The sequence below is a fragment of the Streptomyces sp. NPDC020362 genome (genome assembly GCF_040642095.1).
Taxonomy (GTDB): Bacteria; Actinomycetota; Actinomycetes; order Streptomycetales; family Streptomycetaceae; genus Streptomyces.
In genome coordinates this window covers 73,926-99,430 of sequence record NZ_JBFAET010000012.1, presented here as the reverse complement: position 1 = coordinate 99,430, position 25,505 = coordinate 73,926, and the positions used below count along the sequence as shown (strand labels likewise).

The 25,505-nt window shown below is 70.5% G+C and carries 22 protein-coding genes, 1 tRNA gene, 1 pseudogene and 1 riboswitch; of the genes and pseudogenes, 8 read left to right on the top strand and 16 right to left on the bottom strand.

From position 1 onward, the window contains the following. Nucleotides 1-216: 216 nt before the first annotated feature. Nucleotides 217-468, top strand: a complete 252-nt coding sequence (locus AB0H32_RS08270; protein ID WP_361116112.1) for a hypothetical protein — start codon at nt 217-219, stop codon at nt 466-468. A gap of 116 nt (nt 469-584) precedes the next feature. Here the strand turns inward: AB0H32_RS08270 and AB0H32_RS08265 are convergent. Next, nucleotides 585-668: transfer RNA gene (locus AB0H32_RS08265), tRNA-Leu, on the bottom strand. 391 nt (nt 669-1,059) lie between these two features. On the opposite strand from AB0H32_RS08265, the gene AB0H32_RS08260 reads away from it, so the two are divergent. Beyond that, nucleotides 1,060-1,830, top strand: a complete 771-nt coding sequence (locus tag AB0H32_RS08260; protein WP_361116109.1) for an ABC transporter ATP-binding protein — start codon at nt 1,060-1,062, stop codon at nt 1,828-1,830. Beyond that, nucleotides 1,830-4,358, top strand: coding sequence for an FtsX-like permease family protein (locus AB0H32_RS08255; protein WP_361116106.1), 2,529 nt, complete (start codon nt 1,830-1,832; stop codon nt 4,356-4,358). Before AB0H32_RS08260 ends, AB0H32_RS08255 begins: the two co-directional genes overlap by 1 nt. A 71-nt stretch (nt 4,359-4,429) precedes the next feature. Here the strand turns inward: AB0H32_RS08255 and AB0H32_RS08250 are convergent, their stop codons facing one another. The 13 genes and pseudogenes from AB0H32_RS08250 to AB0H32_RS08190 form a co-directional block, all read right to left on the bottom strand. After that, nucleotides 4,430-5,728, bottom strand: coding sequence for a cyclopropane-fatty-acyl-phospholipid synthase family protein (locus AB0H32_RS08250; RefSeq protein WP_361116103.1), 1,299 nt, complete (start codon nt 5,726-5,728; stop codon nt 4,430-4,432). A 268-nt stretch (nt 5,729-5,996) separates the two neighbouring features. Next, nucleotides 5,997-7,376: an NAD(P)/FAD-dependent oxidoreductase gene (locus AB0H32_RS08245; RefSeq protein ID WP_361116100.1), complete on the bottom strand. Its 1,380-nt coding sequence runs from the start codon at nt 7,374-7,376 to the stop codon at nt 5,997-5,999. 444 nt (nt 7,377-7,820) lie between these two features. Beyond that, entirely contained in the window at nt 7,821-8,777 is a 957-nt protein-coding gene (locus AB0H32_RS08240; protein ID WP_361116127.1) for a Ppx/GppA phosphatase family protein, read from the bottom strand. A gap of 156 nt (nt 8,778-8,933) precedes the next feature. Beyond that, nucleotides 8,934-9,383: pseudogene (locus tag AB0H32_RS08235) on the bottom strand (DUF501 domain-containing protein); the annotation flags it as partial. Nucleotides 9,384-9,411: 28 nt separating this feature from the next. Next, complete coding sequence (locus tag AB0H32_RS08230) at nt 9,412-9,882, bottom strand: septum formation initiator family protein (RefSeq protein ID WP_361116097.1); 471 nt, start codon at nt 9,880-9,882, stop codon at nt 9,412-9,414. A gap of 186 nt (nt 9,883-10,068) precedes the next feature. Continuing rightward, complete coding sequence (gene eno / locus AB0H32_RS08225; RefSeq protein WP_361116124.1) at nt 10,069-11,355, bottom strand: phosphopyruvate hydratase; 1,287 nt, start codon at nt 11,353-11,355, stop codon at nt 10,069-10,071. 342 nt (nt 11,356-11,697) lie between these two features. Then, complete coding sequence (locus tag AB0H32_RS08220; RefSeq protein WP_361116094.1) at nt 11,698-12,390, bottom strand: transglycosylase family protein; 693 nt, start codon at nt 12,388-12,390, stop codon at nt 11,698-11,700. Between the two features lie 4 nt (nt 12,391-12,394). Then, nucleotides 12,395-12,564: riboswitch (cyclic di-AMP (ydaO/yuaA leader) on the bottom strand. A gap of 182 nt (nt 12,565-12,746) precedes the next feature. Beyond that, a complete protein-coding gene (locus AB0H32_RS08215) occupies nt 12,747-13,802 on the bottom strand; it encodes a transglycosylase family protein (protein ID WP_361116091.1) in 1,056 nt (351 codons plus the stop codon). Between the two features lie 166 nt (nt 13,803-13,968). Continuing rightward, nucleotides 13,969-15,234, bottom strand: coding sequence for a cytochrome P450 (locus AB0H32_RS08210; RefSeq protein ID WP_361116089.1), 1,266 nt, complete (start codon nt 15,232-15,234; stop codon nt 13,969-13,971). Further along, entirely contained in the window at nt 15,234-16,265 is a 1,032-nt protein-coding gene (locus AB0H32_RS08205) for a nucleoside triphosphate pyrophosphohydrolase (RefSeq protein ID WP_361116086.1), read from the bottom strand. The genes AB0H32_RS08210 and AB0H32_RS08205 overlap by 1 nt, the downstream gene beginning before the upstream one ends. Nucleotides 16,266-16,536: 271 nt before the next feature. Beyond that, nucleotides 16,537-17,184 carry a SurA N-terminal domain-containing protein gene (locus AB0H32_RS08200; protein ID WP_361116084.1) on the bottom strand — a complete coding sequence of 216 codons (648 nt, stop codon included), beginning with the start codon at nt 17,182-17,184 and terminating at the stop codon, nt 16,537-16,539. 137 nt (nt 17,185-17,321) lie between these two features. Next, nucleotides 17,322-17,864 carry a hypothetical protein gene (locus AB0H32_RS08195; RefSeq protein ID WP_361116081.1) on the bottom strand — a complete coding sequence of 181 codons (543 nt, stop codon included), beginning with the start codon at nt 17,862-17,864 and terminating at the stop codon, nt 17,322-17,324. Next, on the bottom strand, nt 17,834-18,661 hold the full coding sequence (locus AB0H32_RS08190; RefSeq protein ID WP_361116079.1) for a glycoside hydrolase domain-containing protein: 828 nt from the start codon (nt 18,659-18,661) through the stop codon (nt 17,834-17,836). The genes AB0H32_RS08195 and AB0H32_RS08190 overlap by 31 nt, the downstream gene beginning before the upstream one ends. A gap of 404 nt (nt 18,662-19,065) precedes the next feature. On the opposite strand from AB0H32_RS08190, the gene AB0H32_RS08185 reads away from it, so the two are divergent. The 3 genes from AB0H32_RS08185 to AB0H32_RS08175 all read left to right on the top strand — a co-directional run bounded on the left by AB0H32_RS08185 (nt 19,066) and on the right by AB0H32_RS08175 (nt 21,617). Then, nucleotides 19,066-19,797, top strand: coding sequence for a hypothetical protein (locus AB0H32_RS08185; RefSeq protein ID WP_361116076.1), 732 nt, complete (start codon nt 19,066-19,068; stop codon nt 19,795-19,797). Between the two features lie 63 nt (nt 19,798-19,860). After that, nucleotides 19,861-20,235: a hypothetical protein gene (locus tag AB0H32_RS08180; RefSeq protein WP_361116073.1), complete on the top strand. Its 375-nt coding sequence runs from the start codon at nt 19,861-19,863 to the stop codon at nt 20,233-20,235. A gap of 500 nt (nt 20,236-20,735) precedes the next feature. After that, nucleotides 20,736-21,617, top strand: coding sequence for a hypothetical protein (locus tag AB0H32_RS08175; RefSeq protein WP_361116070.1), 882 nt, complete (start codon nt 20,736-20,738; stop codon nt 21,615-21,617). A 147-nt stretch (nt 21,618-21,764) separates the two neighbouring features. On the opposite strand, the gene AB0H32_RS08170 is transcribed toward AB0H32_RS08175, so the two are convergent. Both AB0H32_RS08170 and AB0H32_RS08165 read right to left on the bottom strand, forming a co-directional pair. Continuing rightward, nucleotides 21,765-22,544 carry an HNH endonuclease family protein gene (locus AB0H32_RS08170; protein WP_361116067.1) on the bottom strand — a complete coding sequence of 260 codons (780 nt, stop codon included), beginning with the start codon at nt 22,542-22,544 and terminating at the stop codon, nt 21,765-21,767. A 187-nt stretch (nt 22,545-22,731) separates the two neighbouring features. Beyond that, nucleotides 22,732-23,655: a hypothetical protein gene (locus AB0H32_RS08165; protein WP_361116064.1), complete on the bottom strand. Its 924-nt coding sequence runs from the start codon at nt 23,653-23,655 to the stop codon at nt 22,732-22,734. A 141-nt stretch (nt 23,656-23,796) separates the two neighbouring features. On the opposite strand from AB0H32_RS08165, the gene AB0H32_RS08160 reads away from it, so the two are divergent. Both AB0H32_RS08160 and AB0H32_RS08155 read left to right on the top strand, forming a co-directional pair. Continuing rightward, nucleotides 23,797-24,390, top strand: a complete 594-nt coding sequence (locus tag AB0H32_RS08160) for a TetR/AcrR family transcriptional regulator (protein WP_361116061.1) — start codon at nt 23,797-23,799, stop codon at nt 24,388-24,390. Between the two features lie 200 nt (nt 24,391-24,590). Continuing rightward, nucleotides 24,591-25,355: an SDR family oxidoreductase gene (locus AB0H32_RS08155; RefSeq protein ID WP_361116058.1), complete on the top strand. Its 765-nt coding sequence runs from the start codon at nt 24,591-24,593 to the stop codon at nt 25,353-25,355. The last annotated feature ends 150 nt before the right edge of the window (nt 25,356-25,505 follow it).

The window sequence follows — 25,505 nt, the reverse complement described above, 5'->3', positions numbered from 1 at the left end:
CCCCCGGCGACCGCACGCTTCAGGTGACCGCATCCCTCGGGTGACCGCCCCCCAGGCGGCCATGTCCCCCAGGTGACCGAGAATGCCCGCTCTGCGGTCAAGTCGGAAAAAGATTTCAACTGCCCCGAATGCACCAAGATCCCCCGCTAGTCTCTCGTCCTGCCCGAGGAGCGAGAGCCGCACGACCTTGGGCTCTTTGGGGGGAACGTGTTGTTCGTGCATGGCGGGCCGACCACCGCAGTGGTCCGGGGGCCCGCCGGTGAATCGGTCGTCCTGCTCTCCGGCGAGCTGCCCGAGGAGCTCACCGAGAAGGCGGTCTACGACCTGCTGGACCTGGCCGCCGCGATCCTGGACGTGGACGAGCTGGCCCTGTTCCACGCATGCCTGTGCACCCTGCGCGCGGGCGGGCTGCGGGCGGGCCGCCGCATCGAGGTGGAGGGCGCCGTACTGACGGTCTACGAGGGGTGAGGAGGCGGTGCTCCGGCCGGCTGCGCACGCGTGGCCGGCCCAGGGGGGAGGGTGACACCGTCATCGATTCGGCCATCGCGCCGATGCCCCGTACGGGGTCTCGCAGGCGCGGAAAGTGCCCGGAGCCGGACTTGAACCGGCACGCCCGCGAAGGGGCAGCGAGGTTTAAGCTCGCCGTGTCTGCATTCCACCATCCGGGCAGGCCATGGGCTCCGCTTTCGAGTTCCGAGCCTATCGGGACGCATCCCCCGAACAGCGGAACGACGGAGCGATGTTGTCTTATTTTATTGACTTCTGAGCGTGCATCAGCCCGGGAAACGCGCCATCAGCACTTGCCAATAGCCTGGCGTGGCACGGGTGTGCGCGTACGCGGAATGACGGAATTTCACCTACCGAACGAGGGCGCTCCACCTGTTCTCGACGAGACCGGTCTCGGGGTCGCCCGTCCTCCCCAGGTATGACACGGACCGGCTCCGTCCGACCGGAGTCGCCCCTCGGAACGGGAACTGCGGCTGACTTCACGGACGACTTCGGCCGGGACGATGGATCCGTCCCCACGAACCGACGTCGTCCCGACAGGAGCACCTTCCCGTGACCACCACACCCACCGCCGGCCGGACCACGGCCGTGGCCGCACGCGCCACGGAGCTGTCGAAGATCTACGGGCAGGGCGAGACCCGGGTGGTCGCCCTGGACCAGGTCTCCGTCGACTTCCGGCAGGCCGAGTTCACCGCGATCATGGGCCCGTCCGGTTCCGGCAAGTCCACGCTGATGCACTGCGTGGCCGGTCTGGACAGCTTCTCGTCGGGATCCGTGCGGATCGGCGAGACCGAGCTGGGTTCCCTGAAGGACAAGCAGCTCACCAAGTTGCGCCGGGACAAGATCGGCTTCATCTTCCAGGCCTTCAACCTGCTGCCGACGCTGACCGCGCTGGAGAACATCACGCTGCCGATGGACATCGCAGGCCGCAAGGCCGACAAGGCGTGGCTGGACCAGGTGATCCAGATGGTCGGGCTCTCCGGGCGGCTCAGCCACCGGCCCTCCCAGCTGTCCGGCGGCCAGCAGCAGCGGGTCGCCGTCGCCCGTGCGCTCGCCTCCAAGCCCGAGATCATCTTCGGTGACGAGCCGACCGGAAACCTCGACTCGCGCTCCGGCGCCGAGGTGCTGGGCTTCCTGCGCAACTCGGTGCGTGAGCTGGGCCAGACGGTGGTCATGGTGACCCACGACCCGGTGGCGGCAGCGTACGCGGACCGTGTGGTCTTCCTCGCGGACGGCCGGATCGTGGACGAGATATACGGCCCGACGGCCGACTCCGTCCTCGACCTCATGAAGCAGTTCGACGCGAAGGGCCGTACCAGCTGATGTTCCGCACAGCCCTGCGCAACGTCCTCGCGCACAAGGCCCGGCTCCTGATGACCGTGCTCGCCGTCATGCTCGGCGTGGCGTTCGTGTCCGGGACCCTGGTCTTCACCAACACCATCTCCGACGCCTACCAGAAGAGCTCCGCCAAGGGCTTCGACCACGTCGACGTCGCCGTCACGGCCAAGTACCAGGACTCCGAGGGCGACCAGGTCGGCAAGACCCCCGAGCTGACCCAGGCGCTGCTCGACAAGGCCGCGAAGGTCCCGGGCGCGGCTTCCGCGACCGGTGTCGTCACGGGCTTCACCGCGATCGCCGACAAGGACGGCAAGCTGATCGGCGGCGGCTGGCAGTCCGAGGGCGGCAACTACTCGGGCACCAAGGACGCCCGCTACCCGCTGGTGAGCGGCCACGCCCCGCGCGGCAAGGACGAGATCCTCATCGACTCCAAGACCGCGGAGCGCGCCGGCTACAAGGTCGGCGACACCGTCCGCATCTCCGTCAACGGCCCGGTCCTCACCCCGCGCGTCAGCGGCATCTTCACCACCGACGACGGCAACGTGGCCGCCGGCGGCAGCCTCGCCCTGTTCGACACGCCGACCGCACAGGCGCTGTTCGGCAAGAAGGGCGCGTACGACGAGATCGACGTCGAGGCGGCGCCGGGAACCAGCCAGGGCGCGCTCAAGGCCACGCTGGACAAGGCGCTGCCCGCGCACCTGGTGGAGACCACCACCGGCAAGAAGCTCGCCGACGACCAGGCGCAGATGATCTCCTCCTCGATGAGCGGTCTGAAGCAGGCCCTGCTGGTGTTCGCCGGCATCGCCCTGTTCGTCGGCACGTTCATCATCGCCAACACCTTCACCATGCTGGTCGCCCAGCGCACCAAGGAACTGGCCCTGATGCGGGCGGTCGGCGCCTCCCGCCGCCAGGTCACCCGGTCGGTGCTGATCGAGGCGTTCGTGGTGGGCACGGTCGCCGGTGTGACCGGTCTGGTCGCCGGCATCGGCATCGGCGCGGGGCTGCGCAGCCTGCTGGGCTCCTTCGGCGCGGCCATGCCTGACGGACCGCTGGTGATCACGCCGGGCACCGTGGTGGCCGCGCTCGCCGTCGGCATCGTCATCACCGTGCTGGCCGCCTGGCTGCCGGGCCGCCGGGCCGCGAAGATCCCGCCGGTGGCGGCGATGAGCAGCGTGCACGCCCAGGCGACCACCAAGTCGCTGGTGCTGCGCAACACCTTCGGCGCGCTGTTCTCGGCGGCCGGCGTCGCGGTGGTCCTCGCGGCCACGTCGATGGACACCGACTCGGCCCAGGGCCCGATGGGTCTCGGCGCGGTCCTGCTCATCATCGGCGTGTTCATCCTGACCCCGCTGCTGTCCCGCCCGCTGATCGCGGCCGCCGCCCCGGTGCTGCGCGTGTTCGGTGTCTCGGGCAAGCTGGCCCGCCAGAACTCGGTGCGCAACCCGCGCCGTACGGCGGCCACGGCCTCCGCGCTGATGATCGGCCTGACCCTGATCACCGGCATGACGGTGATGGCGGGCAGCCTGCAGACGGCGATCGACAAGATGGCCAGCTCCGCGGTCCGCGCGGACTACGTCGTCTCGATGGCCAACCGCTCGCCGCTCTCCCCCAAGGTCGCGACGGAGCTCGCCGCCGTCGACGGGGTCACCGCCAGCAGCCCGCTGCGCAACGCGGAGTCCCGCATCGACGGCAGGACCGAGTTCCTGACCGGCGTCAACGGCCCGGTGATCGGCAAGCTGACGGACCTCAAGGTGCAGGACGGGCAGTTCAAGGTCGACCGTACGCACGTCGTCGTGGACAAGGAGCGGGCCAAGGAGTACGGCTGGCGGGCCGGGTCCGGGTTCACCGCGCACTACGAGGACGGGAAGGCGCAGAAGCTGACCGTCGCGGGGATCTACGAGGGCAACGAACTGCTCAACGGGATCATCGTCGACAACAGTGCCGTCACCCCGCACCTGAAGGACCCGGCCGACATGCAGGTCATGGTCAAGACGGCGGACGGCGCCTCCGGGGCGGTCAAGGACAAGCTGGAGAAGGCCCTCGGGAACAACCCGGCGATCAAGGTCCAGGACAAGCAGGACATCTCCAACGGCATCGCGAAGATGTTCACGACGATGCTGAACATGCTCTACGGCCTGCTCGGCATGGCGGTGATCGTCGCGGTCCTCGGCGTCATCAACACCCTGGCCATGTCGGTCTTCGAGCGCTCGCAGGAGATCGGGATGCTGCGCGCGATCGGCCTGGACCGCAAGGCGGTCAAGCGGATGGTCCGTCTGGAGTCCCTGGTGATCTCCCTGTTCGGCGGTGTGCTCGGCATCGGCCTGGGCGTGTTCTTCGGCTGGGCGGCCGGTGAGCTGCTGGGCACCAAGATGCCGACGTACGAACTGGTGCTGCCCTGGGGCCGGATGACGGTCTTCCTGTTGCTGGCGGCGGCGGTCGGCGTGCTGGCCGCGCTGTGGCCGGCCCGGCGCGCGGCCCGGCTGAACATGCTGGCGGCGATCAAGGCCGAGTAGCGCCACGGTGACAAAGGCCATGGTGACAAAGGGGCCCCGCTCTGCTCGCGCAGGGCGGGGCCCCTGCCGTCTCAGCCGTGCCAGGTGCGGGGGCGCAGCGGCAGGCCGGAGGCGCCCGACTCGGGGGTGCGGACGGCCAGCACCTGGTTGACGCCGATGCGGTTGTGCTCGAAGGCGAGCGCGCAGGCGGCCATGTACAGGCGCCAGACGCGGGCGCGGCCGGGGCTGGTGAGGCGCACGGCGCGGCCCCAGTCGGCCTCCAGGCCGGCGACCCAGTGGCGCAGGGTCCGGGCGTAGTGCTCGCGGATCGACTCCACGTCCCGGACCTCGAAGCCCGCGCGCTCCAGCTGGGTGACGGTGGTGCCGACGGGGGCGAGTTCGCCGTCGGGGAAGACGTAGGCGTCGATGAACCGGTCGGCCTCGTAGGCCGATTCGTCGCACTGGGGGCGGCGGGCGATCTGGTGGTTGAGCAGCCGTCCGCCGGGTTTCAGCAGGGCATACAGGACGCTCGCGTACTCCAGGTAGCGTTCGGCGCCGACGTGCTCGGCCATACCGATGGAGGAGATCGCGTCGTAGGGGCCGTCCACGACGTCCCGGTAGTCCTGGACCCTGATCTCGACCCGGTCGGCCAGGCCCTCGTCGGCGACGCGCTTGCGGGCGTAGACGGCCTGCTCCTGGGAGAGGGTGATGCCGACGACGCTCACGCCGTGCTCACGGGCCGCGTGCAGGGCCATCGAGCCCCAGCCGCAGCCGACGTCCAGCAGTCGCCGGCCGGGCGTCAGGCCGAGCTTGAGGCAGACCAGTTCGAGCTTGTCGCGCTGGGCCGACTCCAGGGTCTCGTCCTTTTCGACGGCCCCCCAGTACGCGCACGAGTAGACCATCGACGGGCCGAGGACGATCTCGTAGAAGTCGTTGCCGACGTCGTAGTGGTGGCTGATCGCCCGCTTGTCGCTGTGCCGGGTGTGCAGATGGCGGCGCCTGCGGACCTCCTCGCGCGGCGGGGCCGGCGGGATCGGCGGTCCCACGAGCCTCAGCAGCTCGCGGGCGGCGGCCCGTACCTCCGGGTCGCGCACGGCCTGGACGAGGCCGCGGGCGTCGTCCCCGCGCTCCCAGACCAGTCCGGCCATGGCGTCGAGCGCGGTGTACAGGTCGCCCTCGATCTCCAGGTCCCCGGAGACCCAGGCGCGGGCCAGGCCCAGCTCGCCCGGTTTGAACAGCAGTCGGCGCAGGGCGCGGCGGTTGCGGATGACGAGGGCCGGGGCTCCCGGCGGCCCGGCCTGGGAACCGTCCCAGGCGCGGATCCGCAGCGGGAGCGGCACTCCCAGCATCTGCTCGGCAACCCTTGTCAGCCGCGACGCGGCGTCGGCCATGGCGCACACCTCCAAGACGACGATCCCGGATGTCCGTTCACCACGTAAACACCGACGGTCGCCCGGCGCAGTCCCGCAAAGGGGTTGTGGCGCATCTTTTTTTCCGCCGCGGCGCAAAGGGGCCACGACGGTGGATTCCGGCAGTGCCGGACCGGCCGTCGCCAGTCGGGCGGATGCCCGGGGCGCCGAGGGGTCCCCGCAACGCCGAAGGACCCCCTGCACCACGGATGGCAGGAGGTCCTTCGGGTGGATCAGCGACCGGCGAAGGTCAGGAGGCCTTGGCCTTCTCGGTCTTGCTCGCCGCGGCGACCGGCGCCGGCTTGGCGGCCTCGTAGAACTCCTCGCGGGGGTTCTCCATGGCGCCGAGCGAGACGACCTCGCGCTTGAGGAACATGCCGAGCGTCCAGTCGGCGAAGACGCGGATCTTGCGGTTCCAGGTCGGCATCGCCATACCGTGGTAGCCACGGTGCATGTACCAGGCGAGGCGGCCCTTGAGCTTGATCTTCATCTTGCCCATGACGATCATCGCGACGCCCTTGTGCAGGCCGAGACCGGCGACCGCACCCTTGTTGGCGTGGCTGTAGTCCTTCTGCGGGAAGCCCCGCATGCCGGAGACCACGTTGTCGCCGAGCACCTTGGCCTGGCGCAGCGCGTGCTGGGCGTTCGGCGGGCACCAGGCGTTCTCGACGCCGGCCTTGCGGGCGGCGACGTCCGGCACCTGGGCGTTGTCGCCGGCGGCCCAGATGTAGTCCGTGCCCTGGACCTGGAGGGTGGGCGCGCAGTCGACGTGGCCGCGCGGACCCAGCGGGAGGCCGAAGCGGGACAGCGCCGGGTTGGGCTTGACGCCGGCCGTCCAGACGATCGTGTTGGAGTCGACCTCGAGGCCGTTCTTCAGCACGACGTGACCGTCGACGCAGGAGTCCATCGAGGTGGAGAGGTAGATCTCCACACCGCGGCTCTCCAGGTGCTCCTTGCCGTACTGGCCGAGCTTGGGGCCGACCTCGGGGAGGATCTTGTCGGCGGCGTCGACGAGGACGAAGCGCATGTCCTCACGGGACACGTTCTTGTAGTACTTGGCCGCGTCGCGGGCCATGTCCTCGACCTCGCCGATGGTCTCCGCACCCGCGAAGCCACCGCCGATGAAGACGAAGGTGAGCGCCTTGCGGCGGATCTCGTCGTCGGTCGTGGAGTCGGCCTTGTCCAGCTGCTCGAGGACATGGTTGCGCAGGCCGATGGACTCCTCGATGCCCTTCATGCCGATGCCCTGCTCGGCGAGGCCGGGGATCGGGAAGGTGCGGGAGACCGCGCCCATCGCGATGACCAGGTAGTCGAAGGGCAGCTCGTACGCCTCGCCCACCAGCGGGGCGATCGTGGCGACCTTGCGGTCCTGGTCGATGGTGGTGACCCGGCCGGTGAGGACCTCCGCCTTCGGCAGCACGCGTCGCAGCGGGACGACGACGTGGCGAGGGGAGATGCTGCCGGCGGCGGCTTCGGGGAGGAAGGGCTGGTAGGTCATGTACGACCGGGGGTCGACGACCGTGACGGTCGCCTCGCCGTAGCGCATCTTCTTGAGAATGCGCCGAGCTGCGTACAGGCCTACGTACCCACCGCCTACTACGAGGATCCTGGGACGCTCCGTGGTGCTCATGCCATCGAGTATCCACCCGCCTCGGCAGGGGTGCTCGTGCGCCCCTTCACAAGGTCCGACAGGGCCTGTGCTAAACTCCGCGGCCCGCGTGACGCAGGTCATGGTGGCAAAGGGGAACCCGCGGGCGGTCTGACCCGTTGTCAAGGCCGCGTGAGCTGCCTCTCTGGGTGACCGGGGTGCTCGTGAGCATCTCGCAACACCCCCGGAGCAACCCCTTCCGAACCCCTCTCCCGCCTGCCGTCTGAACATGTTCAAACGACTCGGCGGCCCCCGGAAGGGCCAACCGGCCCCGTTTCACGGCCCCGCACGACCAAATTCCTTGTGAAGAACTTCACGAACTTTTCCGACCGGCCGTCACCGAGGGGCCCCTGAGGGCCCCTCAGCCCCGCTCAGACGTTATCCGACCTGCTCAGCCGACGGCTACCAGCCAGTAACAAAAGAGAGCTACGCCACCGACCACGCGATGCCGTCGAGGATGTCGTGCTCGCTGACGACGACCTCCTCGGCCCCGGTGCGCTCCATGATCGCGAGCAGCACCAGGGCGCCCGCACCGATGACGTCGACACGACCCGGGTGCATGGACGGGATCGCCGCACGCTCGGCGTGCGTGGAGCGCAGCAGCCGCTCGGTGATCTCACGGACGCGCTCGCGCGAGATGCGCGAGTGGTGGATGCGCCCGGAGTCGTACTCGGGCAGGTCCTGGGCGATCGCGGACACGGTGGTCACCGAGCCGGCGAGGCCGACCAGGGTGCGCGCCCCGCGCAGCGGGACCGTCTCCTCGGCGAGGTCCAGGGCGGCCTCGATGTCGGCCCTCATGGCGGCGATCTGCTCCTCGGTGGGCGGGTCGCTCACCTTGCCGTCGGCCACCAGGTGCCGTTCGGTCATCCGCACGCAGCCGACGTCCACGGACCGCGCGGATCGCACCCGGTCTTCGCCGACGACGAACTCGGTGGAGCCGCCGCCGATGTCCACCACCAGGTAGGGCCTGGCGACATCGTCGCGGCCCGTGAGTTCCTTCGTCGCCCCGGTGAAGGAGAACTCGGCCTCCTCGTCGCCGGTGATGACCTCGGGCTCGACGCCCAGGATGTCCACGACACCGCGCACGAACTCGTCCCGGTTCTCCGCGTCCCGGGAGGCGGAGGTGGCGACGAACCGCACCGTCGTGGCGCCCAGTTCGCGGACGACGTCCGCGTACTCACGGCACGCCGCGAAGGTCCGCTCCAGCGCCTCGGGCGCCAGCCGGCCGGTGCGGTCCACGTCCTGGCCGAGCCGCACGATCGTCATGCGCCGGTCCAGCTCCAGCAGCTCGCCGGTGGCCGGGTTGAGGTCCGCGACGAGGAGCCGGATGGAGTTCGTGCCGCAGTCGACGGAGGCGACGCGGGTGAACCCCTCGGCGAGCAGGGGCCGGTACGCGAAGAAGCCGCTGCGGACCTCGGCGGGGTCGAACACCGCGCCCTGCTCGCCCGGGTGCTCGTCCGCCGGATCGGGCGCCTCGAGCGGCTGCACGCACGGACCCTTGCGCCACCACTCCGGCAGCAAGGCGATCGCCTCGTCGCCGAGGGGGTTCACACCCGGTCCCGCGGCCAGCGAGTGGCCCACGAGGACGTGCAGGCACTTGACGCGGTCCGGCATGCCGCCCGCGCTCGGGAAGCCCTCCAGGACCTCGATCTCGTCCCGGCGACGGATGTAGTCCTCGTGCGCGGCCCGGTAGGCGGCGGCCAGCTCGGGATCGCTCTGCAGCCGCTCGGTCATCTCCTTCATGACGCCGTTCGCCTCCAGCGTGCCGATCGCGGACGCCGCGCGCGGGCACGTCAGGTAGTACGTCGTCGGGAAGGGCGTGCCGTCCGGCAGCCGCGGGGCCGTCTCCACGACGTCCGGCTGCCCGCACGGGCACCGGTGCGCGATCGCCCTCAGCCCGCGCGGCGGACGCCCGAGCTGCTGCTTGAAGGCCTCGACGTCCGCGTCGGTCGGCTCGGTACGCGGAGTGGGCGGCGGAGGCGTTTCCATGACTGTCTTCAGCTGTCTTTCTGTCGGTTCACTGGTCGGAGGCGTCGGACTTGTCGACGCCGTCCCAGACGTTCGCGTACCAGGGCCGGTGGGCGGCCCCGAGGCCGGCGCGGGACTGCTTGGCCGCGCCCGGGTCGATCACGGTGTACCCGGTCTCACCGGGCATCACATAGTGCAGCCGGCGCCGGATCTGCTGCTCGGCATAGGCGTCGTCCTGCCAGCGCGCCTTGAGGTCGCGCAGCTGCTCGACGCGCTCGCGGGCCTGCCGCTGCTGCCGTTGGACGTCGGCGATCTCGGCGCGCTGGGAGACGTACTGGCGCATGGGATAGGCGAGGGCGACGATCAGCGTGCACAGCACCAGCGCGAGCAGGGCGGCCCGGCCGGTGAGCCGGGAGCGGCGGGCCTGTCGCTTGGTCTGGGAGCGGTAGACCCGGGCCGCGGTCTGCTCGCCGAGCAGCCTGAGCCTGGTCGCGGTGGAGAACCGGTCCCGGCCGGTCATGACAGCTCACCTCGCATCATCGCTCCGGCCACCCGCTATCGGCCGGGGGTCCGGGGGGTGCCCCCGGGACAGCACAGCACGGCCATCTTCCCCGCCTCCCGTCAACACGCGCGTACGTCCCCGACACGGTACGGGACCGGGTACGGGGACGTACGTACGACTGGCTGGGACTTGGCCCGGGAGGGGTCAGCCCTTGAAGCGCGGGAAGGCGCTGCGGCCCGCGTACACCGCGGCGTCGTCGAGGATCTCCTCGATGCGCAGCAGCTGGTTGTACTTGGCGACGCGCTCGGAGCGGGCCGGGGCGCCGGTCTTGATCTGGCCGCAGTTGGTGGCGACGGCCAGGTCGGCGATGGTGACGTCCTCGGTCTCGCCGGAGCGGTGGGACATCATGCACTTGAAGCCGTTGCGCTGGGCCAGCTCGACGGCGTCCAGGGTCTCGGTCAGCGAGCCGATCTGGTTGACCTTGACCAGCAGGGCGTTGGCGGTGCCCTCCTCGATACCGCGGGCCAGGCGCTCCGGGTTGGTGACGAAGAGGTCGTCGCCGACCAGCTGGACCTTGTCGCCGAGCTTGTCGGTGATGACCTTCCAGCCGGCCCAGTCGTCCTCGAACAGCGGGTCCTCGATGGAGACCAGCGGGTAGGCCGCCACCAGCTCCTCGTAGTACTCCGTCATCTCGGCGGCGGAGCGCTCCTTGCCCTCGAAGACGTACTTGCCCTCCTTGTAGAACTCGGAGGCGGCGACGTCGAGCGCCAGGGCGATCTGCTCGCCGGGGACGTACCCGGCCTGCTTGACGGCCTCCAGGATGAGGTCGAGGGCCTCACGGTTGGAGCCGAGGTTCGGGGCGAAGCCGCCCTCGTCGCCGAGGCCGGTGGACAGGCCCTTGGACTTCAGGACGGACTTGAGGGTGTGGTAGACCTCGGTGCCCCAGCGCAGGGCCTCGGAGAAGGACTCCGCGCCGATCGGGGCGATCATGAACTCCTGGATGTCCACGTTGGAGTCGGCGTGCGAGCCGCCGTTCAGGATGTTCATCATCGGCACCGGCAGCAGGTGCGCGTTCGGGCCGCCCAGGTAGCGGAAGAGCGGGAGGTCGCTGGCCTCGGAGGCGGCGTGGGCGACGGCGAGGGAGACGCCGAGGATGGCGTTGGCGCCGAGGGAACCCTTGTTGTCGGTGGCGTCCAGGTCGAACATGGCCTGGTCGATCAGGCGCTGCTCGGTGGCGTCGTAGCCGACCAGCTCCGGGCCGATCTGCTCGATGACGGCGAGGACGGCCTTCTCGACGCCCTTGCCCTGGTAGCGGTTCGGGTCACCGTCGCGCAGCTCGATGGCCTCGAAGGCGCCGGTGGAGGCGCCGGACGGAACGGCGGCACGACCCGTGCTGCCGTCGTCGAGGCCGACCTCGACCTCGACCGTGGGGTTGCCTCGGGAGTCCAGGATTTCCCGGGCTACGACGACGTCGATGGACGGCACGAGCATCTCCTTCATGGATGTGACGCTGGTTGTGCGGGGCGGGTGCGCCTTGCGACTAGAGCCTAACCGTCCCGGGCCCGTCGGCCACCGACCGACCGTCCCGTGGACAGGGAGACCGTACCCATTGTTCACGTCCGGAACAAAGGGGCTTCCGGATGAGGCCCGGCTGAAGAGTGGGGAAACAGGGCGGGAAAGCAGGGCGGGGAAACAAACAACCCCGCCCCGGCGCGTACGGGGGAACACGCGCCGGGGCGGGGAGCCCGTGGGGACGGGGGGATGACCCTCACGAGGCCTTCAGAGTGGGGGCGGGCCTTGTGAGAGCGCTGTGGTTCCGGTGGGAGCCAGGTGTCACTTCAGGTGCAGCTGCTGGCCCGGGTAGATGAGGTTGGCGTCCTCGACGATGTCCTTGTTCAGCTCGAACAGCTTCTTCCAGCCGCCCTTGACGCCGTGCTTCTCGGCGATGGTGCTGAGGGTGTCACCCTTGACGACCTTGTACTCGCCGTCGCCCTTCTTGACCTTCTTGCCGGTCGGGGTGGTGACGGTCTTGCTCGGGGCCGGACGCTCGGCCGAGCGGGAGGCGGCCTGCGTGTCGGTGGAGCGGGTGGTCGGCGCGGTGGTCTTCGCCGGGGCGCTCTTGGGCGCGGCGGTGGGGGCGGAGCCGCTGTAGGGGGTGCCGGACAGGCCCGTGCCGCACACCGGCCAGGCGCCCTTGCCCTGGGCGGCGAGGACCTTCTCGGCGACGGTGATCTGCTGCGCCTTGGTGGCCTGGTTGGCCTGCGCGGCGTAGGCGGTGCCGCCGTACGCGGCCCAGGTGGAGGCGGAGAACTGCAGGCCGCCGTAGTAGCCGTTACCGGTGTTGATGGCCCAGTTGCCGCCGGACTCGCACTGGGCGACCGCGTCCCACTCGGAGCCGGTGGCGGCGGAGGCGTTGCCGGCCGCCATCAGCGGGGCGGCGACGACGGCACCGGTGACACCGGCGAGCGCGATGGCCCGGGTGGCCTTGGACGGACGACGGTGCTTGCCCTTGCCGGAAAACAGCATGGATCGATCCCCTCACCGACGCCTGCGAGGTGAGCTGTCGGGTTCGGGCCGGTTGAGTTGCCCGGCCGCACCTCCTGGGGAGGCGCGGCTTCACCCCTAGCCGGATCCAGCCTCAACTGCTGGCCCCGGCACTTACCTTGGGTCCCCCGCTCCTGCCTACGGCGCATGACGCGACGACTGTTCCCGGGCAACCGCTGGCAGGACTCGGCGTTGCGAGTGCCGGGGCTCGTGGTGACGAGCGGCCTTGACCGTAGACATGCGCCCGGCGGAATTTCAAAGACGATCAGGGCTTCTGAGACTCATCCCACACTTTCGCCAAAACGGACATTCGGCGTGAAGCGGGGCGTCAACTCCCGCTACTTTCCACCCTTTTCCGCACCGATATTCAGGGTCTGACCGGGGGTGATGTCGTTCGGGTCGGCGCCGACGACCTTCTTGTTCCCGGCGTACAGGGCGCGCCATCCGCCGTCGACGTCAAGGGAGTCGGCGATGGAGACGAGGGTGTCGCCGTCGCGGACGGTGTAGGTGCTCGCGTCGCGGGAGGCATGGCGGCCGGGCGAGGCGGCGTTCTGGCCGTTTGCCGCGCTTTCGTCCGCACTCCCGCCGCGGTGACGCCCGCCGCTGCTGAGCGAGCCGGTGTCGACGAGGCTCCAAGAGCCGTCACTCTGGGCGGAATTGTCCGAGTCTTCCGTGGTGGGGTCCGCGGTGGGCGACTCGTTTTCCTGCCGGCCCCCGGAGCCCGGCGAGGAGGATTTGTCGGACTTGGGGGTTTCATCGGCCTTGTCGGAGCGATGAGAACCGGTGTGCTTACTCGCGCTCGGTGACGGCTTGGCGGCCACATCCGAGGAGGAGTCGGACGAAGACGACGAGTCCGACAGGCCGGATGAGTCGGATGTATCGGTGGAGTCGGACGAGTCCTTGTGCCCGGAGGAGTGACCGGAACCCTGCGAGTCCGAGCCCTGCGCATCGGAGCCCTGCGCGTCCGAGCCCTGCGCGTCGGAGTCACCGAGGCCCGTGTCGACGTCCACGGAGCCGGAGTTCGAGGTCAGGCCGGAGAGCAGGGCGCAGGTGGCCCAGGGGGTGGTGCCCTGGTCGGCGAGGATCTTCTCGGCGACGGCGATCTGCTGCGAACGGCTGGCCTGGTCGGCGCTGTAGGCGTACTCCGAGCCGCCGTATTTGTTCCAGTCGTCCTGGGATATCTGCAGGCCGCCGTAGTACCCGTTGCCGGTGTCCGCGCTCCAGGAACCCCCGCTCTCGCACTGGGCCACCTTGTCCCATGTGGTGCCGTCGGCCGCGTTGGCGCTCGCGGCACCGAGGAGCGGGATGGCGATGGCGGAGCCGGTCACTCCGGCCGCGACGAGGAGAGCCGGAGCCTGACGGGGGCGACGGTGACGACCGTTCCCGGTGAGCATGCGGAAGCCTTTCGTGCGACAACGGGGCCGGCGTGACGGGTGAAGCGGGGTGTCACGCTGATGGGTGAACGTATCGGCAGACGATCACTTGTCACAAGTTAATGCCGCGCAGATCACGTGAAGATCACAGAATTGAGGTCTGCCGTACGCGCCCGGGCGGGTGTGCTCACGGCACGGGCGTGAACTCCACGGGCAGCGTGCGCAGGCCGCGCATGATGAGTCCGCCGCGCCAGCGCAGCTCGGCCGGATCGGCCGCGAGCCGCAGGTCGGGCAGACGGGTGAGGAGGGTGGCGAGGGCGGCCTGGCCTTCCAGCCGGGCGAGGGGAGCGCCGAGGCAGTAGTGGATGCCGTGGCCGTACCCGAGGTGCTGGTTGTCCCGGCGGGACAGGTCCAGCACATCCGGATCGGCGAACCGCTCGGGGTCGCGGTCTGCGGCGGCGAGGACGACGAGCACCGGGTCCCCGGCGGCGATGTCCTGGCCGCCGACGGTGAGCGGCCGGGTGCCGAACCGCCAGGTGGCCAGCTCCACGGGTCCGTCGTACCGCAGGAGTTCCTCGACACCGGTCTCCAGGAGGTCCCTCTCCCCGGCGGCCAGGGACGTCTGCAGCCGACGCCGCTGCTCGGGGTGGGTGAGCAGGGCGTAGGTGCCGTTGCCGATGAGGTTGACGGTCGTCTCGAAGCCGGCGAAGAGAAGGATGAAGGCCATGGCGGCGGCCTCGTTCTCGGTGAGGTGCTCGCCGTGGTCGGAGGCCCGGATGAGCCCGGAGATCAGGTCCTCGCCGGGCGCGGGCTCGGCGGGCAGCGCCTCGCGCTTGCGGTGGATGAGGTCGGCGAGATAGCCGCGCATCTTCTTCACGGACCGCGCGACCCCGCCCCTCGGCCCTCCCCCGTGCCGGATCATCATGCCCGCCCAGTCCCGGAAGTCGTCCTGGTCCTCGCGCGGGACGCCGAGCATGTCGCAGATGGCGTAGATGGGCAGGGGGAAGGCGAACTCGTGGATGAGGTCGGCGGAGCCCGTCGCGGCGAACCCGTCGATGAGGCGGTCGGTCAGCTCCTGCACCCGGGGCGCGAACTCGGCGACACGGCGGGGCGTGAACGCCTTGCTGACCAGGCGGCGCAGGCGGGTGTGGTCCGGCGGGTCGATGTTGAGCAGGTGCGTCATCAGCTCGGCCTTGCGCTCACCGGGGATGCCGGTCTTCCCCTTGGCGTGCTCGGGCTCGTCGTGGTGCGCGGGATTCTTGCTCAGCCGCTGGTCGGCAAGAGCCTGCTTGGCATCGGCGTACCGCGTGACCAGCCAGGCCTCCACCCCGCTGGGCAGCCGTGTCCGGTGCACGGGTGCGTGCTCGCGCAGCCAGGCGTAGGCGGGGTAGGGGTCGGCGGCGAACTCCCAGGTGAAGAGGTCGGGGGCCGTCGGGGGGTGGGGCTGGTCCATCACTCCTTGACCGTATCCGGCTTTTCGCCGGAGTCCGCTTCGCTCCTCCCGCCCGCTTCGGGCGCTCCTTCCGTCGCCCGGATCGCATCCCGGTACGCCCGCGCCACTGCCCGCAGGGCCGCCTCCGGATCCACTCCCTGTGCCTCGGCCCGTACCGCGAGCGCCAGCAGCTCGTAGCCGATGCCTTCGCCCTGGGGCAGGGGCACGTCCAGCTCCGCGGTTCGGGCACGGGAGGCGAGCTTGGCGGCGAGGGCGAGGCCGGGCTGGCCGAGGGGAACGCCCTCGGTCACCGAAGTGCGCTGCTTCTCCTCGGCCTTGGTGCGCAGCCAGTGCTCCTTGACGTCCTCCGGGGTCTCGGCCTTCTCGTCGCCGAAGACGTGCGGGTGGCGGTGGATGAGTTTGGCGACGATGCCGCCGGCCACGTCGTCGACGGAGAACGGCGCGTCCGGGTCCTCCTCGGCGATGCGGGAGTGGAAGACGACCTGGAGCAGGACGTCGCCCAGCTCCTCCCGCAGTTCCTCGCGGTCGCCGGCCTCGATCGCCTCGACCAGCTCGTACGCCTCCTCGATGCCGTACTTCGCCAGTCCCTGGTGGGTCTGGCGGGACGACCAGGGGCATTCGACGCGGATGCGGTCCATGACCTGGACGAGGTCGAGGAGGCGGGCGCCGGGCAGGTCGTAGGAGGCGGGGAGCAGCTCCAGGTCGGGCATGTGGACGCGGCCGCTGCCGGCCAGGCGGGCCAGGCCGTCGGTGAGGGCGGGCTCTCCCTCGCCCGTGGCCACGACCACCACCGTCCGTCCGCCGGCGCAGGTGTCGACCAGCTCCTGGGCGGTGGGGGACGCCTCCGCCACGGATATCCCGGCCTCGCGCAGATACGGCAGCTGCGGATGCGCGCCGTCCGCGCACAGCACGGCGTCGGCGGTGCGCAGCGCCTGCCAGGCGGGCCAGGACAGCAGGCCGGGCGCGACGCGGTGGCTCGTGGTGAGCAGGACGATGCGGCCGGGGGCGGCTTCGGGGCTGGTTTCGTTCACGCTCCGAACGTAACTCACGGCGCGGAGGCGGGGGCTCGGTTGTCCACAGGGCCGGGCAGGTCCTGTGATCGTATGACCGATGGTCCGGCCCGGCTCGGCTCAGCCCGGCTCAACCCGAATCGGCTCAGCCCGGCTCAACCCGAATCGGCTCAGCCCGGCCCGGCCCGGCTCGGCCCAGCCCGGCTCGGCCTGACTCGGTCCGGCCCGGCTCGTTTCCGGTCCGTTCCCTCGCCCCGCCGCCTGCCGGGTGCCGGGTGCCTGCGCCGGCTGCCTACGCCGGCTGCTGCTGCGTCCCGGTCGTCACCTCACGCACCCACGGCGTCTTCGCGTCCACGCGGCTGCTCTTCTGCACGTCCCAGGAGCCGTAGCGGGGGTTGAGGTCGATGTGGAGTTCCCCGGAGGCCTGGGACAGGGCCTTCCAGAAGGCGGGCTGCGTGGTGTCGGTGCCGAGCTTCGAGGCGAGCTTCTGCGCCTCGATCTGGAGGCGGAGGTTGTCGTCCAGGCGCCGGGGCGCGATGCCGTACTTCTGCAGCCAGGCCGTCTGGAGCCCCTTGGTGCCGCCGGCCTGCTGCTCCAGGCCGGCGCGCATCTCCATCACCTCCTTGCGGGTGACGGAGATGCCCGCGTCCTGCGCGGCGCGGTGCAGCACCCGGTCGAGCACCATGTTGTGCAGGGTGTCGCGGGTCAGGCCGGACGTGGAGGAGAGGACCTGCTGGTACTGGGTCTCGTCGGGCACCGCGGCGCGCTGGGCCTTGCGCACCTCGTCGACCCTGTTCTCCAGCTGGGCGACGGTGATCCGCTGCCCTCCGACGACGGCCGCGGCGCCCGCGTGCGCAGTGTTTCCGCAGGCCGTGAGGAGGGGTGCCGCGGCGGCGATCGCGGCGGACAGGACGAGCGCGGTGCGACGGCGGCGGTGCAAGGAAACCTCCTGAGGAGATTGTGCGACGGAGCACAAAGTCTTGCGGTGATCGATGGTAGGCAGCGGCCAAGCTCTGGCCAACCCATTCGACCAACGATTCCTCGGGTGTTCTGGTACCGCCTCGCCGCCCCGGTCGCTCAGCTCCCCTCGTTCACCGCCCGCTCGACGGCCGCCGCCTCGTTCGCGCGCAGCCCGTCGCCGACGGCGACCGTGGTGACGTTCCTGCCCTTGCTGCCGCCGCCGACCAGCAAGAAGCCGACCTTGCCGTACTGCGGTGCCGTCCGGGCCGCCGTGACCTCGGGCCGGCCGTCGGCCAGTACGACGTCACAGGAGCGCTGCAGCCTCCCGTTGAGGAACGGCCGTGTGTTGCCGACGCTCTGCTCGCCGGGCACCTGGTCGTAGCTGACCCGGGCGTGGGTCGTGCGGGAGGCGTCCTGCATGCCCTGCCGGACGTCGGCGGCGGTGCTGCCCTTGATGCCGTCCTTGCCGGTGAGCGGGCAGGCGTCGGTCTCGGTGTAGTGCCGGGCGCGGGTGTCGGGAACCGGCGGCCGGTCGTCGTGCCGGAAGAGCAGGGCGCCGGTCACCACGAGCGCGCCGACGACGGCGAGGGCACCCGCCGCGGCTGCCCGTGGCCCGGTGCCGGTGCCGGTCAGCCGGTGATGGCGACGGGCGCGTCCCACGCGTCGCGGTCGACGGTGAGGGTGACACCGCCGTGCGACTCCTTGCTGTTCACCATGTACTGGTGGGCACGGCTGTGGTTGGTGAACCGGCTCGATCCCCAGGGCCAGTCCGTCGTGGTGGTGTTCTTGCTGTCCCAGAGGGCGTACCAGAGGTTGCCGGGCAGGTCGGTCCTGTCACTCGCGGTGGCGACGGCCTTGGCACTGGAGCTGGTGAAGCCGTAGAAACCGGCCCGGTACGTCTTGGCGTGCAACTGCTTGTCGAAGGCACGGACGTAGGCGAGCACGGCGTCGTTGCACGACTTGTTCGTGGTGTCGTACGCCTCCATGTCGAGGTAGACCGCGCTGCCGGCCTTCATGCCGAGCGCGGCTGCCTTCGCGACCGCGTCGTTGGCGTCGCTGGTGCCGAGGGAGGAGGCGGTGGCGGCGGTGAGCTTCTCCGGGTTGGAGCTGTTCTGGCACGGCGGCTGGGCACCGACGTAGAGCGGTATGAGCTTCCAGCCGAGGGAGCTGACCGACTTCACCCAGGAGGCGGTGAGGTTGGGCTGGTTGCAGCCGCGGTTCTTGCCGCCGACGTAGACGGCCGCGGCGCCGTAGAACCCGGTGTGCCAGGCCTTCATGGCGGACAGCGAGGGCGCGGTGCAGGTGTCGAAGGCGCGGCCCGTGAACGTCTGCTGGGCCGGCCAGGTGGTGGCAGCCATCGAGGTCTGCGCGGCGATCCCGGCGCCCGTGACGACAGCGGCCCCGGCCACCGCCCACGTGACGTACCTGCGCCTCTTCGACTGCCGGTGCTCGGCCATCCCCACCCCTTGTCCTGACGGCACGCGTGCTCACGTGCGCGCGTGCGTGTGGAGCGGCGTACGACGGCGGTCGGGCGGCGTACGTCCGCTGGAAAACGTTGCTGGGCCCCCTGATTCGGCGCGCGTGGCCGTCTGCCGACGCATCCCCCGGCGCCCTTGAGCGGATCGCAAAGTAGCCGATGCGACTCCCGCGAACGGGAAAGGAAGACCCATGACTGTCACACGCTTCCCTCAAGCAACAGCAAAAACATCCGTGCCGTGGGTGACAGAAGCGGGCGCCCGGGACACCCTGGCCGATTTGACCGGCCGTTGATCATGCCTTGACCTGTCCATGATCTGTGAAACCGCTGTACGTCGTGGGGCCGCTCGCCCCTTGACTCCTGTACCTCAGCAGAAGGACTCAGATGCGCATCCCGTCCCACGCAGCCCGTGCCGCCCGTGCCCTCGCCGTGGCCGCGCTCCCGCTGGCCCTGGCGGCCTGTGGCACCCACGGGTCCGCGTCGGCCACGGCGCCGACGTCCCCGTCCCCCGCGAAGGACCCGAACGCCGGTCTGTTCACCGGCACCCAGCTGAAGAAGGCGCTCGCCCCGGCGTCGTTCTTCGCCTCCGGCTTCGCGGTCGACCCGAGCGCGGCCCGGGACACCGGCGACACGTACACACCCCCGTCGTCGGCGCCCGCCGCCGAGCCGGACTGCACGAAGCTGAACGGCACGGGCTGGATCGAGATCACCGGGATCTCCGGGGTGTCCTTCGCGCAGAACGACTACGTCCGCAAGAACACCTCCGAGGACATCGGCCAGGAGATCGACGCCTACCGGGGCACGACGGCGGCGGACGTCGTCAAGGCCGTGGCGAAGAAGGCCGCGGCGTGCACGGGCTTCACCGACTCCGACACCCACTCGAAGGTGAAGGTCACCGGCGCGACGACCCCGGCACTGGGCGACGCGGCCTACACGGTCACCCTGACCGACCCCGCCTGGGAGAACGGCACGACACTCGTCGCCGCCCGGGTCGGCACGAACGTCGTCAGCGTCCTGTCGACGGACGGCCACGACAACGGGGCGGCGACGGCGAAGAAACTGACGGAGCGGATCGTGGCGTCCCTGAAGGCGGCGTCCGCGCAGAAGAAGTCGTGACAGGGGGCTTCGCGCGCCCGCGGTGACCTACTCTTTCCCCCTGTGCTGCCGTGGGGGGTAGAGATGGACAAGCGTCTGGAGGCCGGCTGGTTCCAGCGGATCGCCTGGTCGTTCCTGGTGTGGGGCTCGCTGGGCCTGCTGGCCTGGGTCCCGTTCCTGTACGTGGCGATCCGCCGCCGCCGGGGCTCGGACTGGGGGGCGTTCGCGGCGTTCGTCCTCTACGAGTGCGTGACGCTTCCGTGGGCGTCCTGGCAGTCCGACGGCGACGGCGACCCGATCCTGGGAGCCGTCGTCGTGCTGTGCCTGCTGGCGGCGACGGGGATGCTGCTGTTCGCCGTCTTCGACCGGCGGCAAGCGGTGCAGGGGATCCAGCCGGGGTACGGGACGATGCCCACCCCTGTGCCGGGTCAGCCGTACGGATACCCGTACGGGCGGTAGGAGGACGGCCGTCGGGCGGACGTCACTGTGCCACCCACCTGAGGGCGGACCACATCGCGTCGCGGTCCGCGGCCTGGCGCCGAATGGGTTCGCCGAGGGTTCCAAGCGGTGGAAAGGAGGAGGCACCCGCGGTACTGGAACCTGCCAGAAAAAAGCGGGAAATTCCTGATGCCGCAGAGGTCTTCTACCTGCGCCGACGACCTGGACAGCGGTCATTCCGGGCTCCTCATATGGTGGGGGCAACAGGCTCTCGCGCCGCGTGTCATCCGTGGCTGGAGGATTCCTTGACCGTCGCCGCTCGTCTTGTCACCACCGTTACCGCTCCATTGGACCCGGCATCGGCAGAGGCTCCACAGGTGCTGCAATGGCCTGGCCGCAGACTGCTTGTACAGCGTGATGACAGCGAATTGGTCACCCTCGACCTGGATGTCCCCGGCACGGATCCGTCACATGAGGTCCGCTTCCCGGCTCCCTGGCCTCGCCGGTTCGGAACAGTGACGGTGTCGCCGCAGCGGGACGCCGCGGTATTCACCGGCCTGCACGCCGTACGCATGGTGGAGGCGACCGGCAGGACACGGTGGGAGGTGCAGCACAGCTGCTGGAACGCCGACTGCTCCCTGATGCACCGTTCAATCGACGAATACGCCGATGACGAGGAGCACTTGTACTCCGACAGCGGCTCGGCCGCTTTCCCGCCGGACGGCGGACTCGTGTGGGCGCATGTTCTCGGTCCCTTGGGCGTCGACGAGGACACGGAGGACAAACAGGAACTGTGGATGGCCCTGGACGCCCTGGCCGGAGAGGTGCTGGGACGTGTCGCCACCATGACCGTGGCCTCCCATTCCGAGCACACGCCGCACCCGGACCCCAGCCAGATGGGGCTGAGCATCGGCGAGGGCGAGGAGGGGTCGCCCGTGCTGTGGGGACGCTGGGACGGGCAGCAGCTGACCGCCGAGCAGATCGGCATCGAGCGGATCCTCCTCGGGGTGAGCCCGGGCGGCCGTCACCTTCTCACCGTCCCTGCCGGGCAGTGGTCCCTCGCCCTCCACCAGGTGGAGGACGGCTCTGTCCTGCGGGAACTGGACGCCCAGGGCACCGTTCCGGCACATCCGGGAAGCACGGGCGAGGACAGGGTGTACTGGGACTACGAGGCCGCCTTCGTGGACGAGGACGTCATTGTTGCCGGAACCTCCGAGTGCGACGCCCGGTACGGCACGGCCCGCCACTGGCTGGTGGATGCCGGTGCGATGCGCCTGCGTGGAGAGGTCGCCTATCCCTTTCCCGTCTCCGGGCCTCCACGCTCCGCGGGAGGCGGCACCTGGTACACGGTCTCCAGGGACCGGACGTCCGTGCATCTGTGGGAGCCGGCCGGGGAGAACTGACCTCCACCTTCACCGCCTCTTGCTGAACCTGACCGATTTGCTGTCCATCACCCCTTTGCCATTTGTGAACGACCTTGCCGAAGAGTCATACGAGGCGGATCAGTTCTTCACCGGACGGTGATGCAGACGGAAGGGCCGGTGTCGCCGTCAGCCGCCGCACTGCCTCAGCATCGTCCCCTTGTCCGCCGCCGTCACCGGCAGCCCGTACTTCAGCGAGACCTGGGCGAAGCGCACCACGTAGGCGCAGCGGATCCCCTTGTTCGGCGGCAGCCAGGTCGCCGGTCCCGAGTCGCTCTTCGCGCCGTTGGTCGGCCCGTCCACGGGAATCAGATTGAGGGGGTCGTTGGCGATGTCCTCCCGCTTGCCCTTCGCCCAGTGCGCGGCGCCCATCTGCCAGTCGTACGACAGCGGCATGACGTGGTCGATCTGGACCGTCGTCGCACGGGACTTGGTCCACTCGATCACCTTCCCGGTGTACGGGTCGTGCAGCGTCATCGACGTGACGATGCAGTCCGAGCCGGCCCGGAAGCGGACGTCCTCGCCGTCGCGCTTCAGCAGATCGTTGCGCGAGTCGCACCCGTTGTGCGCATACGGGATGCCGCCCGGGGCCGAGTCCATCCAGGCGTAGCCGAACTTGTTGCGTGCGTACCCCGTCTTCGGGCCGCGCCCCTTCGTCGCCACCTTCCCGATCAGGGATCGCGCCTTCACCAGATCCGCGGCGGCGGTGATCGCCGCCAGTCCCGGCTTCGTCCCGTCCGGGTTGTCCAGCGGGTTCGCGGCGCGGCCGTCGCCTGCCGTCGGCGCGGCGGAACCGGAAGGCCCGCCGCCCCCGGACGAGTCATGGCCCTTGCAGCCGGTCAACAGCAGCACCCCGGCCAGCAGTCCCGCGGCCACGGGGGTGATCGCCCCGCCCCTCTGACGCGTCACGATACGTCCCCCTTGCTCACCCTGGTCCGCCCCGGCCCCGCGGGCGAATCGTTCATGCCTCCCACGGTAACGGGCCTACGCCATCCGCCAGATGAGGCTTAAAGGGGCGATTCAGGGCAAGCAGGGCTCAACTTGGGGCAGGGGGCGCCCCGACGGGGGAGCCCGGCGCGTGCGTTCGTGCGCCCGCTCACACCTTGCCTATGCCCAGGGTGGACTCCGAGGGCAGCAGTCCGGAGGACAGGACCGCGACCCAGTAGTCACCGAGGAGATCCGCGAGGCGGTCGGTGGCCGCCCGGCCGAGCGCCCGCCAAGGACCGGCGGCGAGGCGGTCGGTGTGCTCCTCGACGTCATGACGCAGGGCGCGGCCCGCCTCCGTGGCCGTACCGTCCGCCTGGACCAGGCCTCGGGCGGCAAGGCGCGCGCGGGCGGCCGACCACTCCTCACCGCTCCAGCCGCGACTCTCGAAACGCTCCACGGACGCGGCGCCTATCGCGGCGAAGGACACCAGGGACTCGACGGGGTCGAGATCCGCGAGGAGCAGGGCGGCTATGTGGCCGTCGCCACGGTGTTCGCGCAGGATCGTGGCCGCCTGCCACAGCTGGAGGTGCGGGGCCTCGGGCCAGGGCAGTTCGGCGTTGGCCGCGGCCAGCGGGCGGCCCGCCGTACCGGCCGCCCGGGCCGCGCGCCGGGCGAGGGCGGCGGCCTCGGCCAGTTCGGAGCTGTCGATGCGGTCGCCGAAGAGGGCGCGGTAGGTCCGGTCGATGCCTCGCAGTCGCGCGGCCAGCACCTCCTGCGGGGCGGCGATGTTCCAGGTCGAGTCGCTGTGCTCGGCGACCATGCGCGGACTGAAGCTGTAGAAGGCGGAGGCGATCCGTTCGGCGCCGGCCGGGCCCAACGGGGCGGCGCGCAGCGGGAAGTAGCTCGGCCAGCGGTCCGACGTGTCGTACCCGAGCGCGGCCGCCTCCTCGGACACCTCGGGGGCGTAGTAGAGCACCGCATGGAGGGGCTCCAGCAGATGCCAGAGCCGGCGTACGAGCGCCGACTCCACGGGCTCCCCGGACACCGCTTCCCCCTCTTCCCCTTCAATGGCCCTGCCGACGTACTGGGACATGGCGCGACCCTCCCCCTTCTCCGGTCCACTTGCGATCAGGCACAACTTGACACTGACAAGATTGCCTCGGTCCACCCGAACTTGTCAATGCCTAGATGCCGAGAACTTGTCGCTGGCTAGATCCGGCGTACGCTGCTGTCCATGAGTCCCTCGAAGTCCGCCCCCGAGCCGCAGCGGCCCTACCACCACGGCGATCTGCGCCGCGCGGTGCTCACCGCCGCACTCGACGTCATCGCCGCCGACGGCCCCTCCGCACTGAGCCTGCGGGACCTGGCGCGCCGTGCGGGGGTCTCGCACGCGGCGCCCGCGCACCACTTCAAGGACCGCACCGGCCTGCTCACCGCGATCGCGGCCGAGGGGTACGGGCTGCTGGCACAGACGGTCCGGGACGCGCCCGACCTGCGCGATGCGGGCGTGCGCTACGTCCGCTTCGCCCGCGAGCACCCCGCCCACTTCCAGGTGATGTTCACCCCCGGGCTGCTGCGCGCCGACGACCTCGAACTCACCGCGGCCCGCGCCCTGGCGGGGGACGCGCTGCGCGCCGCCGTCGCCACGGTGGCCCCTGAGGACCGCGGGCCCGACTCCCGCCTCGCCGGGGTCGCCGCCTGGTCCCTGGCCCACGGCTTCGCCACGCTGCTCCTCGGCCACAACCTCGACGGCCCGGTCGGCGACCAGGATCCGGAGGAGGTGTTCCGTGCGATCACGGCGATGCTGTTCCACTCGGCGGACCGCTGAGGGGACCGGTCGCAGGCCGAAGCAGACCTGCGGGGGACCGGGACCCGCCACGGCCGAAAGCAGCACCCGAAGCGGGCTCGACGGAACCGGACGCAGGCCGAAGCAGAACCGCGGGGCTCAACGGAACCTGCCGCGGCCAAAGGAAAGCGTCGCGGCGGGACTTGACCCTGACGCCGGCGTCAGGGTCCGACGATCCCGGCATGAGTGAAAACAACCTCTCCCAGGGCCCCCGTACCGTTCTCGTCACCGGCGCCGGCACCGGCATAGGCCGTGCCACCGCACGCGCGTTCGCCGCGGAGGGTGCACAGGTCGTCGCGGTCGGCCGACGGCCGGGGCCCCTCACCGAGACCGCCGACGGACACCCCGGGATCACGCCGCTGCCCGCCGACATCACCGCCGAGGACGGACCCGACACCGTCGTAGGGACCACCATGGAGCGGTACGGCCGTCTCGATGTGCTCGTGCACAACGCGGCGGTCGTCACCGCCGACTCCCTGCGCACGTACACCCGCGCGGCCGTGCGACCACTGCTGGAGACGAACCTCCTCGCCCCCGTCCTGCTCACACAGGCCGCGCTTCCGGCGCTGGAGGAGAGCCGCGGTGTCGTGGTGAACGTGACGACGGCCGTAGGCCAGCGAGGCTGGCCCAACGGCAACTCCCTGTACGCGGCGGGGAAGGCCGCCCTCGAAGTGCTCACCCGCAGCTGGGCGGTGGAACTGGCGCCGCACGGGATCCGGGTGGTCGCCGTCGCCCCGGGCGCCATCGAGACTCCGATCGCCGACCACTCCGCGTACACCCCGAAGCAGCGCGCCGCCATCCGCAAGTGGCAGCTCGATCACACCCCGCTCGGCCGGGTCGGCCGCCCCGAGGAGGTCGCCTGGGCCATCACCCAGCTCGCCTCCCCGCAGGCGTCGTTCGTGACCGGCGTGGTGTTCCCGGTGGACGGCGGGGCGGTCGTCTCCTGATCCCGACGGCGGGTCCGCACGCCCGGCCCACCGAAATCCCGCCGCCGGGCAGTCCCGCACGCAGTCCCGCCGGCCAGTCCTGCCAGGCTTGTCCCTCGGGCCGACTCTTCAGCGACAGCCCGTCAGGCTTGTCCCCTCAGGCCGGCTCTT

Coding starts and splice junctions, on each gene's coding strand:
- AB0H32_RS08255 (WP_361116106.1), top strand. CDS start 1,830: ATGTTCCGCACAGCCCTGCGCAACGTCCTCGCGCACAAGGCCCGGCTC.
- AB0H32_RS08250 (WP_361116103.1), bottom strand. CDS start 5,728: ATGGCCGACGCCGCGTCGCGGCTGACAAGGGTTGCCGAGCAGATGCTG.
- AB0H32_RS08245 (WP_361116100.1), bottom strand. CDS start 7,376: ATGAGCACCACGGAGCGTCCCAGGATCCTCGTAGTAGGCGGTGGGTAC.
- AB0H32_RS08230 (WP_361116097.1), bottom strand. CDS start 9,882: ATGACCGGCCGGGACCGGTTCTCCACCGCGACCAGGCTCAGGCTGCTC.
- eno (WP_361116124.1), bottom strand. CDS start 11,355: ATGCTCGTGCCGTCCATCGACGTCGTCGTAGCCCGGGAAATCCTGGAC.
- AB0H32_RS08220 (WP_361116094.1), bottom strand. CDS start 12,390: ATGCTGTTTTCCGGCAAGGGCAAGCACCGTCGTCCGTCCAAGGCCACC.
- AB0H32_RS08215 (WP_361116091.1), bottom strand. CDS start 13,802: ATGCTCACCGGGAACGGTCGTCACCGTCGCCCCCGTCAGGCTCCGGCT.
- AB0H32_RS08210 (WP_361116089.1), bottom strand. CDS start 15,234: ATGGACCAGCCCCACCCCCCGACGGCCCCCGACCTCTTCACCTGGGAG.
- AB0H32_RS08190 (WP_361116079.1), bottom strand. CDS start 18,661: ATGGCCGAGCACCGGCAGTCGAAGAGGCGCAGGTACGTCACGTGGGCG.
- AB0H32_RS08185 (WP_361116076.1), top strand. CDS start 19,066: ATGCGCATCCCGTCCCACGCAGCCCGTGCCGCCCGTGCCCTCGCCGTG.
- AB0H32_RS08180 (WP_361116073.1), top strand. CDS start 19,861: ATGGACAAGCGTCTGGAGGCCGGCTGGTTCCAGCGGATCGCCTGGTCG.
- AB0H32_RS08165 (WP_361116064.1), bottom strand. CDS start 23,655: ATGTCCCAGTACGTCGGCAGGGCCATTGAAGGGGAAGAGGGGGAAGCG.
- AB0H32_RS08160 (WP_361116061.1), top strand. CDS start 23,797: ATGAGTCCCTCGAAGTCCGCCCCCGAGCCGCAGCGGCCCTACCACCAC.
- AB0H32_RS08155 (WP_361116058.1), top strand. CDS start 24,591: ATGAGTGAAAACAACCTCTCCCAGGGCCCCCGTACCGTTCTCGTCACC.